The organism is Patescibacteria group bacterium (assembly GCA_024654625.1).
Classification (GTDB): domain Bacteria; phylum Patescibacteriota; class Minisyncoccia.
The window spans coordinates 1-11910 of sequence record JANLHB010000006.1 but is presented as its reverse complement, the minus strand read 5'-3'; the positions used below and the strand labels follow the sequence as shown (position 1 = coordinate 11910).

The 11910-nt window shown below is 40.6% G+C and carries 12 protein-coding genes and 1 pseudogene; 12 read left to right on the top strand and 1 reads right to left on the bottom strand.

The window, feature by feature from the left end; all coding sequences use genetic code 11:
- The 7 genes from dnaG to NUV40_00685 all read left to right on the top strand — a co-directional run bounded on the left by dnaG (position 1) and on the right by NUV40_00685 (position 6448).
- Positions 1 to 1734 carry a DNA primase gene (dnaG, locus tag NUV40_00715; protein MCR4342409.1) on the top strand — a complete coding sequence of 578 codons (1734 nt, stop codon included), beginning with the start codon at positions 1 to 3 and terminating at the stop codon, positions 1732 to 1734.
- Positions 1735 to 1754: 20 nt separating this feature from the next.
- Positions 1755 to 2990 carry a sigma-70 family RNA polymerase sigma factor gene (locus tag NUV40_00710; protein MCR4342408.1) on the top strand — a complete coding sequence of 412 codons (1236 nt, stop codon included), beginning with the start codon at positions 1755 to 1757 and terminating at the stop codon, positions 2988 to 2990.
- Between the two features lie 18 nt (positions 2991 to 3008).
- The gene (locus NUV40_00705) at positions 3009 to 3605 is read left to right on the top strand and encodes an NAD(P)H-dependent oxidoreductase (GenBank protein MCR4342407.1); all 597 of its coding nucleotides are present in this window, start codon (positions 3009 to 3011) and stop codon (positions 3603 to 3605) included.
- Between the two features lie 730 nt (positions 3606 to 4335).
- On the top strand, positions 4336 to 4890 hold the full coding sequence (locus NUV40_00700; protein MCR4342406.1) for a hypothetical protein: 555 nt from the start codon (positions 4336 to 4338) through the stop codon (positions 4888 to 4890).
- A 163-nt stretch (positions 4891 to 5053) separates the two neighbouring features.
- Positions 5054 to 5227 (top strand): hypothetical protein, encoded by a 174-nt coding sequence (locus NUV40_00695; GenBank protein MCR4342405.1) that lies wholly within the window; start codon positions 5054 to 5056, stop codon positions 5225 to 5227.
- 78 nt (positions 5228 to 5305) lie between these two features.
- The gene (locus NUV40_00690) at positions 5306 to 5653 is read left to right on the top strand and encodes a phage holin family protein (GenBank protein ID MCR4342404.1); all 348 of its coding nucleotides are present in this window, start codon (positions 5306 to 5308) and stop codon (positions 5651 to 5653) included.
- A gap of 225 nt (positions 5654 to 5878) precedes the next feature.
- Positions 5879 to 6448 (top strand): hypothetical protein, encoded by a 570-nt coding sequence (locus tag NUV40_00685; GenBank protein MCR4342403.1) that lies wholly within the window; start codon positions 5879 to 5881, stop codon positions 6446 to 6448.
- Between the two features lie 192 nt (positions 6449 to 6640).
- Here NUV40_00685 and NUV40_00680 read toward each other — a convergent pair whose 3' ends face one another.
- Positions 6641 to 7756, bottom strand: a complete 1116-nt coding sequence (locus NUV40_00680) for a DKNYY domain-containing protein (GenBank protein MCR4342402.1) — start codon at positions 7754 to 7756, stop codon at positions 6641 to 6643.
- A gap of 464 nt (positions 7757 to 8220) precedes the next feature.
- On the opposite strand from NUV40_00680, the gene NUV40_00675 reads away from it, so the two are divergent.
- From NUV40_00675 to NUV40_00655, 5 genes and pseudogenes are all read left to right on the top strand, one after another.
- Positions 8221 to 8448 (top strand): hypothetical protein, encoded by a 228-nt coding sequence (locus tag NUV40_00675; protein MCR4342401.1) that lies wholly within the window; start codon positions 8221 to 8223, stop codon positions 8446 to 8448.
- Between the two features lie 101 nt (positions 8449 to 8549).
- Complete coding sequence (locus NUV40_00670) at positions 8550 to 8711, top strand: hypothetical protein (GenBank protein MCR4342400.1); 162 nt, start codon at positions 8550 to 8552, stop codon at positions 8709 to 8711.
- A gap of 19 nt (positions 8712 to 8730) precedes the next feature.
- Positions 8731 to 9399 (top strand): annotated as a pseudogene (ung, locus tag NUV40_00665) (uracil-DNA glycosylase).
- A gap of 58 nt (positions 9400 to 9457) precedes the next feature.
- The gene (locus NUV40_00660) at positions 9458 to 9979 is read left to right on the top strand and encodes a tryptophan-rich sensory protein (GenBank protein ID MCR4342399.1); all 522 of its coding nucleotides are present in this window, start codon (positions 9458 to 9460) and stop codon (positions 9977 to 9979) included.
- 173 nt (positions 9980 to 10152) lie between these two features.
- Entirely contained in the window at positions 10153 to 11499 is a 1347-nt protein-coding gene (locus tag NUV40_00655) for a hypothetical protein (protein MCR4342398.1), read from the top strand.
- Positions 11500 to 11910 lie beyond the last annotated feature (411 nt).

The window sequence follows — 11910 nt, the reverse complement described above, 5'->3', positions numbered from 1 at the left end:
ATGTCATCAAATGTAGATCAAATAAAATCCCGTCTTTCTATCACCGACCTTATCGGTTCTTATATAAAACTCTATAAAGCGGGCGCTAACTTCAAAGTAGTCTGCCCATTCCACAATGAAAAAACTCCCTCTTTCTTTATTTCGCCAACACGTGAAAGCTGGCATTGTTTTGGCTGCAATAGGGGAGGAGATATCTTCAGCTTTGTGATGGAGATAGAGGGAGTTGATTTTCTTGAGGCTCTTAAAATGCTCGCTCTTCGCGCCGGAGTAGAGCTTAAGAGCGAGAATCCGAAAGAAAAAAATGAAAAAGATGCGTTAATGAAGATTGTTGATAACTCCGTTTCTTTCTATCAAAGCCAGCTTGTCAAAAATACAGAGGCTTATTCTTATCTTAAGGGACGCGGATTAAGCGATGATTCTATAAAAAATTCTCGTATCGGCTTTGCGCCGGATGGTTGGAGGAATTTATATGAATTTTTGAAGAACAAAAATTTCTCTGATATTGATATAGAAAAAGCCGGAATGATTATAAAATCGCCTAAAGGCTTTTATGACAGATTCCGTTCAAGGATAATGTTTCCGATTTTTAATTCTATGGGGCAAGCCGTAGGATTTAGCGGGAGAATATTTGGAGATGAAAACCAAGGAATGGCGAATGCCAAATATATAAACAGCCCCCAGACTCCGCTTTTTGATAAATCAAGAATTCTCTACGGATTTGATAAAGCCAAGAATGCCATAAGAAAAGAAAATAGCTGCGTGCTTGTGGAGGGGCAGATGGACCTTCTGATGAGCCAACAGACATCCGTTCTGAATACAGTCGCCACGTCAGGTACCGCGCTCTCAGAAGAACATTTAAAAATCATAAAGAGGCTAGCTGACAATTTAATTTTATCTTTTGATACTGATGAAGCCGGACTTGCGGCTTCAGAGAGAGCTGTCGGTATGGCGCTTGCCATGGGCTTTGAAGTAAAGATAGTATCAATAACGGAGAAAGATCCTGCCGACTTGATAAAAAAAAATCCGGAACACTGGGAAGAGGCGGTTGCCAATGCAAAGCCTTTTATAACATTTTACCTGAATACGATTATTTCAAAATTTAAGGATATAAAAGACGCCCGCAAGGAAACGGAGAAAAAGATTATTCCTCTTCTTGCGAAGATAAAAAGCGAAATAGAGCGTTCGCATTATGTGTCAGAAGTCGCCAAAGCAATCCGTCTTCCAGAAGAGCCGATAATGGAAGAATTAAAAAAATTGTTAAAACAAAATAAAAGAGAGGATTTCAAACACCATTCACAAATTGGAGTCAAAGAGAGCCAAATAGCGCCAAAGAGCCGTAGGCAATCAATAGAAGAAAGGCTTTTAGGGCTCATTTTATGGCAGAAAAAAAAAGATGAGAATAACTTTAAAGCCATTATAGACACGGTAGCTGTAAAATGCTTTGATTTATTGTCAGAAGAGGGGAAAAAGATGCTTAAAACAGAAGAAAACGAACTTGACGAACAGATAAAAAAATCTTATAATAAATTAACTTTTGAAGCAGAACTTTCCTACACTGATTCTGAGACACTGGATAAAGAGGCGGAAATTCTGTTAGCCGGCCTTGAGAAAGAAAGCTTGAAAGAAAAATTGGAAGAATTGTCTGATAGAATTCGTAAATTTGAGGTCATCGGAGACCAAGAGAATCTTGCTTCATCACTAGAGGAATTCCAAAAATTAATAAAACTTTTATAAATTTTACAAATAATAAAAAAATGAAAAATAAAAAATCACCAGCTAAAAAAAAGAATAACGCTAAAACAAAAAAAGCGGTAAAAAAAGTTATAAAGAAAAAGAAAATTTCTGCGCTTAAAAAACCGGCAAAAAAGAAAATCACTGCGATAAAAAGAGAAAAGAAAGCATCCGCGGAAGACATAGAAAAGAAAATAGAAAATCTTACAAAAAAAGGCTCTCATAGAGGGTTTGTTACCTATGCCGAGATATTAAAAGAATTTCCGCATATAGAAGATGATGTCATATTCTTAGACGAACTGTATCAAAATTTTCAAAAAGCAGGAATAGATATCCTTGAGGGGGGCGTAACCGGACTCTTAGAAGAACCAAAACCTGAGAAAAAATCAAAAAAAGCGCCTAAAAAAATGCTTCCGATGACATCTTCCTCCCAATTGGATCCTATACAAATGTATCTTAAAGAGATTGGAAAAATTTCGCTTCTAAACGCTGACGAAGAAAGAAAACTGGCGAAAGCTTCTATGGAAGGAAACGAAGAAGCAAAAACAAAGCTTGCTCAAGCAAACTTAAGATTAGTCGTCTCTATTGCGAAAAAATATGTAGGACGCAGTCCTGATCTCACGCTGCTTGATCTCATTCAAGAAGGGAATATCGGCTTATTCAAAGCAGTGGAAAAATTTGATTGGACTAAAGGATATAAATTCTCAACTTATGCGACATGGTGGATAAGGCAAGCAGTAACAAGAGCATTAGCAGACCAGGCGCGCACTATCCGTATACCCGTTCATATGATAGAGACTATCACTAAATTCAAGCAGAATTCCAGAAAATTGGCCCGTGAACTTGGCAGAGAACCGCTTGATGAAGAAGTGGCGGCAGAAATGGGCGTTGACGTTAGTAAAATTCATCATATAAAAAAGATTTCCCAAGGAACACTTTCTCTTGAGGCGCCAGTAGGAGATGACGACGAGAAATCAACGCTTAGCGAATTTGTAGCTGATGATAAGATACTATCACCGGAGCAGGAAACCTCACAGAGAATATTGAAAGACCAGATAGATGAGATAATATCCGACTTGTCTCCAAAAGAACAGAAGATATTGAAGATGCGTTTTGGCTTAGACGACGGCGTGAGCCACACTCTGGAAGAAGTAGGGAAGGAGTTCGGCGTTACCAGAGAGCGTATCAGGCAGATTGAATCAAAGGTTATAGAGAAAATTCGCCAGCATGAGAAAATAAAGCAATTAAGAAGTTATTAGTTAATTTTTAATAACTATATGAATACAGCTCATCGTTTAAAAATAAAAGTCATAATTGGAAGTACAAGGCAAGGTCGTTTTAGCGAGAAGCCGGCAGAATGGGTATTTAGTGAGATTAAAAAACGCGACGGAGTGGAAGCGGAGCTCTTAGACTTACGCGATTATCCGATGCCGTTCTTTAGTGAAGCGGTACCGCCAGCTATGAAGAAGGAACCGTATCAAAATGAAATTGTCAAAAAGTGGACGGAAAAAATTGCTGAAGCAGACGGTTTTATCATAATAAGTCCGGAATACAATCACGGTTATCCGGCAGTGCTTAAAAACGCGCTTGACTATGTCTATGGAGAGTGGAGCAGGAAGGCAGTCGGCTTTGTGAGTTACGGAAGCGTTTCCGGGGCGCGATCTGTTGAGCAATTAAGACAAGTCGCTATTGAACTTCAAATGGCGCCTATTAGGAGCGCTGTGCATCTGCCTGCTGACAAATGGATGCAAGTTTTTACGGGGAAGATGCCTGCAAATGAATTATTTGAATCTTCAAATGAATATTTAGGCAAATTCTTCGACGACCTCCTATGGTGGACAAACGCATTAAAAATAGCTCGCGAAAAGAAATAAAAAGACTACTAAATAACCAACAGATAAATTAAACGGCTCAATCAGCCACGGCGGATTGAGCCGTTTAATTGTCCAATGGGCACCCTTGGATTTCTGTTTGAAATGTTCTTGCAAAATCAATAAATAAAGGTAGAATAAATAAGAACCTGAAAAGGTTTTTAAACATTCCGCGGTAGCTCAGAGGTAGAGCAGTTGGCTGTGGACAAACGCAGCTTCCTAAGGAAACTTAGGAATGAAAACGAGGTGAATTCGGGGAAGCCTAAATTTTTTTAAAATAAGGTAATCCCGAGCCGAGCCCAGTCATGAAAATGACTTAGGGAAGGTGTAGAGACTATCCCGCAAGGGAGTAGCCCGCATGTTGCGGTCGAAGCGCCTCGCACCCCAGTTTTAATTTTAATTGAAACGGGTGATGATATAGTCCATCCCTTTAGGAAACTTTAGGATAAATGTAACCAATTGGTCGTAGGTTCGATCCCTACCCGCGGAGCTTGTAAAAATCTTACCCCCCCCATTTCGGGGGTTTTTGATTTTTTAAGCTCCGTGGAGCAAAGCAACTGTTTGCTTCGTGTGCAGAATTCGAAGAGGTTGAGCATATCGTAGCGAGCCCATTAGGGCGAAGCGAGATGCGAAACCTGTACCGTTCATGTAATGAAAGATCCCTGCCCGCGGAGTTTCCCCACTCGTTTACATATGGTCTTATCGATAAATTTAAGTTAAAATTAATACTGACATGGAATACAATCTTGAAAAATATGAATATGTGCAAGTATCTTATTTCAACTTTTTTAAAAAAGATGGAAATAAGATACCTGACAGCGACTTAAATACATTAGGATTTGATGGCTGGGAGTTGGTAAATTACAAAGAAAATATAATGTCTGGAACAAGTCTCGAGCTCAGAAGATCAAAAAACATAAACGAGAGAAGATTATATATTTTTAAGGATATGAATTACTTAAAAACCCCTGTAATAAACACATCTTTATCAACAGAGGCTGAAGATTATGTATCTGAGTGTATTTCAGAGAGAGGTCGGTGGGATAAAATACAAAATAGCAGATTCTACACAAGAGAATTGTTAATAAGTGAACTATATTCTGCACTCGGAGATTATCTAAAAATACAAAAAGAATCAGATATGATAGATAACGAAGAGTATAAAAAGTCAATAAAACTAAACAAAGACAAGCAAAAACAATTTGAAAATTTACATACAGCAGGGCAGTTTAATATTTTTGTTAACCATTTAATTTATTTATCAAATGAAGTTTTAAGATTGCCGTAAATTAAAATAAATTCCACTAGCAAAAGTAGGGAAATGAGGAAATGGAGGAAATGAGAAATGGGAAATGGAAATGAAATGGGTCATAGGGGGAAATGGGAAATGGAAATGGGGTCAGAATGGAAATGGAAATGGGGTCAGCCACTATTTATGATATAATTTACATATGCCACGAATAGAAAGAGTTGATATTGGCAACTATGTTTACCATGTAATTAATCGCGCGAATACTCGTGTGCAAATTTTTGATGGTGATAATATATGGATAGGGAAGATGGTAGATAAGTTTAAGCTTGGTCAAACACTGAGGGGTATTGGAAGACCAAAGAATGGTGGCTGACCCCATTTCTCGTTTTATCAATTTATTGTGTTAGTATTTATATATAGAACCCAGGTATTTACTAGATAATTTATCATTATGAAAATACTTATTCATTGGCTCATATCGGCAATAGCAATCCTTATCTCAGCATATCTCTTAAGTGGAGTGTATGTTGACGGCTTTATAACGGCTGTAATTATCGCAATCGTACTAGGGGCGGTTAATGGATTTGTCCGTCCTGTCTTGGTGGTACTCACACTACCTATCACCATACTGACGCTCGGGCTGTTTCTTCTTATCTTAAATACTCTCCTTATCATGCTCGTCGAGGTTGTCGTCCCTGGGTTTGAAATAGATAGCTTCTGGTGGGCGCTTATATTCGGAATTGTCCTCTCTGTCATAAACGCCATACTCCATAGCGTCTCCAAAAGTGAAGTTAAATAAAAATAAGCGGGATGGAATTTGTTCATATTCGCATGTATAGTCAGTGATATTTATAGTAAGGGTAAATAACATTTCTTCTGTATTTATAATATAATTGGACTATAGGTAAATAATCATAAGGATACTAAGAAGTGTTGAGGTATGTAAAAGTGTCGCCTGGCCTCTATTTTCGTTACCCACATATTCATCTTGCGACCTCTATTATTTTGGCAGTATAATTAAGTCATGACAAACATAAAATACATATTCCATATATCGTTTTTTGCAGTAGTGGCATTTCTAGCTGTTTCGAGTATCGCTTTGGCTGACCATGAAGCGATGGTTGCCGGGCAGGTTGTGCCTTTGGTTGACGCCAGCTTAAATCACGGCGAGAACTGTGATTATGTACATTATCACGGGGATTTAAATGGTGTATCTGATCCGTCTCCAGATGGCTGTGGACATGGCGTGGTGACGATACTTGCGCACGATGAAGATGATGAAAGCATCATTCCCGAAGTAAAAGAAAAAGAAGAGAAGGGTCGTTCCGGGATTTGGAATACCATCACCGACTGGCTTGATGTGGCGTTTCAGGCAATATCTGGAGGATTTTCACCTAAAACGGTGAGTGATTCGGTGGACATTGTAGAAGATGCGACACCATCCTTAAAAGAGACCGCCGATAACGCAGAAGAATATTTTGATACGTACGAAGATGCGCCGTCTAGAGAGCGGTACACTCTTGAAACTGAAAATCCGGAAGAGAACGCGCCAATTCCAGGAATTTATAGGTGGTTCTGGGGTTTATTTGAATAAGAGAATATTGTCCCCGTCCCCATTTCCCGCGGAGCATAAAACACAAAACACGGAAAAATCCGTGTTTTGTGTTTTATGGGTGTGTGATAGTATGAGATTATAAATATATTAAGCGTATAGGAAAGTTTAAAAATGGTGGCTGACCCCATTTCCCATTTCCCCTCGCTATTAAACGGAGTCAAAAAAATGAGCCTATCCGTAATCGCAATCAAATGTGAATGTTTGAGGATTGAGGCCCTCTTGCAATACACCCCTAAGGTAAACATTGTTTTTGTCTTTGCCGTACTCGCCATACAAAGATTTAAACGTTTCTTGGTCCGCGCCATTAACTTTCATCTCTTTATAATAGACGGCGCCTGAATCAACTCCATACATACCCAAACGACACCCTTCGTATACCTGGCGCGTCTCTGTGGTAAATGTCTCAGGGTCGGCTCCTGTCACGAGAGAACTCTCATAATATACATTACTTTTATCTTTACCAAATTCTTGAATATATGGCCCTGTGAAGATCGGCTTGAAGCTGGCGACATCTGCCCCAGGAAGCACCTTCCCTCGGTATACAATATTATTAAGATCGCGCATATAAAGTCCAGATAAATCCGGGCCGCCTTTTCCGTTTAGTAGGGCAATCTCAGCAGGGGAAGAGACGACGGAGAATGTGTCTGAGTCAATATCGGGAATCTTTTCTCCTGCATAATATACACCATTTTTATCAAGAGTGTAGTCGGAGCGAGGGCCACCCGTCACAAATATGCGAAATGTTGGTATGTCACGCTCTAGCCTTACTAGAGAGTAGTCATACTTGTAACTTTCAACATGATAGATATAGTCTTTATCTTTGAAATACCAATTCGTCAGCACTTCAAAAGAGGGCTTGTCTACATCTACTATCTCTCCGTCAAAAAAGATATGGTCCTTATCAGACGCGAGTCCTAATTGTGTATGCACTGTCTCTGTTATGGTAAATGTCTCTGTGTCTACCCCCTCTACTTCAGTATAAACAGGCATATCTGTGAGTCGCATCGTTGGTTCGGCATAATATATCACACCGTCTTTCTTCGCATATACATAGTTTATCTTTTTGTAGGGCGAGTCTTTATCTCTCCTGTCGGTGGTAGTGGCTATCCCACCTAGGGTTATATCACCGTCGTAGGGGAGAAGGACTACACCCGGAGGCAAAGGAAGGCCGTCCGGCGTAAAGTGTAAAGAGGGGCTCTTCTCCTCTGTGAATAAAAGCCAGGCAAAAATACCAGTGCTTACTATAAAAAACACGAGAAAGATTTTAAGAATATTTACCTTACTCATAGAAGGAATTATACCATATTCTTCTAAATAGACTTTTTAAGAGTATTCGAACCTTTCAGGTTTTGGTATACTTCACACATGAACGATCAACGGAAAAGGTGTTGGGGCATAAGCGGGAAATAGGGTCAGCCACTATTTATGATATAATTTACATATGCCACGAATAGAAAGAGTTGATATTGGCAACTATGTTTACCGTGTAATTAATCACGCAAATGCTCGTGTCTAAATTTTTGATGGTGATAATATATGGATAGGGAAAATGGTAGATAAGTTTAAGCTTGGTCAAACACTGAGAGGTGTTGGAAGACCAAAGAATGGTGGCTGACCCCATTTCCCCCTCTCCATTTCCCCATTTCCACTTTAGTTTTCCCGTTCGTTTTTCAAATTTGACAATATGATGATGCTATACTACCCTAGAATAGGATTCTAAAAAGACAAAAACAAGAAAAAGGGAGGGATAAATGGGAATTCTCAGAGGAATAATGAGCGGAATAGATATGGTCTTAACTCAACGAGCAAGCAACGAGGGGTTTGAAGATGGTGCTAACGGAGAAGCACCTCGAGTAGTTTTTGGTTCATCAAGGTTTGAAGAAGCGTATAACAGAGGATATCAGGCAGGAAGAGAGTCACACCCCACCAAGATAATGGGTGGTATAGCAAAGGCAGTAAAAAAGATTGATGATCTTTAAAGTAGCGTATGGAGGTTTTTGCCTTCGCCAAAATTTATAACCCGCCAAGTCCACACGACTTGGCGGGTTTTTTATTTTATTTTGCGATATAATGCGAAGATATGAGAGATAGACCACTTATCTGGGTGGGATTTTTTATCGGCTCTTTTGTCGGTGGTTATATACCGGCGCTCTGGGGAGGGGGTCTGCTTTCCATGTCATCTGTCCTCTTAAGCGCTGTCGGCGCCTCAATAGGCGCGTGGATAGGCTACCGGCTTACGTAAATATGCTAAAGTGGAGGATATGAACCCGACAGATATAAAAATTGACCCTGAGTGGAAGGAGGTGATGGCAGACGAGTTTAAAAAGTCATATTTTGAAGAGATTGCGAAATTTGTGAAAGACGAATGCAAGACGAAGGCTATCTGCCCTCCGTCCAAGTCCATCTTTAGCGCCTTTAACCTTTGCCCTTTTAGCAAAGTCCGGGTCGTCATCCTTGGGCAAGATCCTTACCATGGAAAGGGGCAAGCGCACGGGCTCTCTTTCTCCGTGCCGGACAGTGTAGATATACCTCCCTCTCTGAAGAATATCTACAAAGAGCTCCAACAGCGACCTCGGACTGCCGATACCGAAGACGGGCAACTTGGAACATTGGGTCAAGCAGGGGGTCTTGCTTCTAAATGCTATCCTGACGGTAGAGGCCAACAACCCCGCCTCGCACAAAGGGAGAGGCTGGGAAGAATTTACCGACGCTGTCATCAAGAAGCTCTCCGACGAGAAGGAGGGGTTGGTGTTCCTCCTCTGGGGGAAATACGCCGAAGAGAAAGGGAAGATAATAGACGACAAGAAGCACTTAGTGCTCAAGGCAGCGCACCCTTCTCCGCCCACTCCGGCTTCTTCGGTTGTAAGCACTTCAGTAAGACGAACACATATCTTACTTCCAGAGGTGAGAAGCCCATACATTGGGTGTAAGCCACCAGTCATTAAATTTTTAATATCATTCCCGGCAGTTCTCTGTTAAAATATACTTATGAGAATAAATAATTTCTTTAAGTTAATAATCTCAATTGGTGTTTCGCTTTCTGCGGGCGCAATTGGCGCGGTGTTTACCACGTCTGCAATTCCCACTTGGTATCTAGGGATCGTGAAGCCTGCGCTTAATCCTCCGGCGTGGATTTTTGGACCAGTTTGGACGACGCTTTATGTGCTGATGGGCGTTGCGGTATTTTTGATCTGGTTATCCTACGCTCCCGCCGACACTGAAGCTATGGCGGGCAAGAAGACCTCGTCATACAAAAAGAAAGAAATCAAGATTGCGATTGGCGTGTTTGGCATACAGCTTTTCTTAAACGCTGTCTGGTCAATTATTTTTTTCGGTTTGCACAGCCCGGGATGGGCGCTCGTTGATATTATCTTCCTTTGGCTTGCTATCGTCTGGACGATGATTGTCTTTTACAAAATCTACAAGCCGGCGACATATCTCCTCGTGCCATATCTTCTCTGGGTTAGCTTTGCTTCGTATCTGAATTATTCGATCTGGATGCTTAATTAGAACAACATAAACGACATAAAGGGCTGTGCTTCGTGTCGCTTATTAGCTACCATTGACGATTTACTTTATATCTATTAAGCTGACAAAAGTTATCATCCCTTTAATCATGCAAAAAGGGTCAGGGCTCCTTAAAAATATAACGAATCAAAAACCTTAAACAGGAGAGTGCCGAGATGAAAAGCCTATTTTTATTGCTGTTTTCTTTCATCACCAAAAGAGAAGTGATGGAGACAAAGAGCTTTGAAGAGCTCTGCGCTGTGGCAGGTAAACTGTGTATCTACCGCAAGTCTGGCCTTATAAATCGCCGCTTAAATACAAGATATATAAAGTATATCGTGCGCAAGGCGGCAACCTTGGAGCTTAGTGCCGAAGAAACACGAGATATTGCTAAGATAATCTCAGGGTTGAGTAAGCGGGCAGGCGGAACCCTTGTGAAAATTTACATTCATAAGAAAACCGTCTACGCTAAAGATCTTCCTTTTCTGCTCGGGCTTGGTTCCGAATCATACCCAGAAGAGCTGAGACATCAGTTGACCAAGACCATAGAAAAACTCGTCATGGAGGCAAGGGTAGGACATGGAGACTTATTAATCCTTGCCGGCGTCCTCAGAGGCGAAAACTATACTGGCTATGGAAGTATACAACGCGAATTGATCGACCCAAGTGTCGTCGAAGAAATAGTCGACAGTCTTGCATTATCAACGGAGTTCGTAAGCAGAGAGGAGGCAGAGAAATACAAAGAGCTTATAAGAGCCCCTTTTACCATGTCAGACATTAGGCAACGGATAGCAGAAGCGTTAGCCGAGAACGACAAGGTCTATTCTTTCGATGAAGCAATAGGCCTTCTGCACCGTCTAAATGCCTTATACGACGAGGGCAACAGTACAAGATGTGAAGCCCTGGTAAAACAAGCCTTCGTTCTTGCAGAGAAGGAGATCACATCTTTGGAATGCGCTTATAGGATGCTGTCTCTCTTTGATCCAAAAGATACTTGTCTGGGAATAAAGAACGGCATCATGGCAAAGACTATGTCCTTAATCCCCAAGTCAAAATGCCTGTCATTTGACGACTTGGCCTTTTTCATCAACAACATAGAGTCATCCGCTAGCATGGTCACTAAGAAGATCATGGAAAATCTCCTTAAGACAACCAAGTTGCAGGCGATGACCGTGGATGACGCAATAAACATGGCCTCGAGATTCAAAAAAGAAGACATTCGTTACGTCTTTCTCCGCCTTTACGTGGAGGAGATATGGAAGCCCAACTTCAGTGAAGCTCTCATTCTCTGGAGATACTATGAGGACATAGATGATTTTCCTAAAGACGAGATGGATACTTCCATCTTCTCTGCTTTAGAGAGAGACAAAGTCGAGTTCGGAGCCAAAGAGCTAATTCGGACTCAAATATGGAAGAGAAAAGGTGACAAATGCAAGCACCTAAAGATGACGGTGTCAAAGACAGAAAAGATAGAGATGTTTATAAAAGAAGTGGTAGAGGAGAGTAAGGCTCTCTCGGCCTAACAAACACCAAATGCACACACCGGCCCCTTAAAAAAGGGCTGGTTTTTTTGATTGCGACCACAAAGCCTCGGTGATATAATATGAATTATTAACTTTAACTCAACGATAACAACAAGAATATATTGGACAATCTAGACGAAATTTAGATTTTTTAAAATAAATAGTATATAATCATATCTATGGCAAAAAGAATTACAGGAGTAGGGAAGAATAAAGCCTCCCGCTCAAAAAAGACTAAAAAAAGGCTTACAGTAAAAAAGGAGATGCTGGCTAAAAAGGCCGGCAAAAAACGCAAATAGACTTATTTGCCACTGGTCAGTTCAACAAGTAAGTGCAACACTTTGATTAAACAGATAATATCAAAGTGTTATGAAATACAAGCATTTAACGATTGAGGAAAGGGAAAAAATA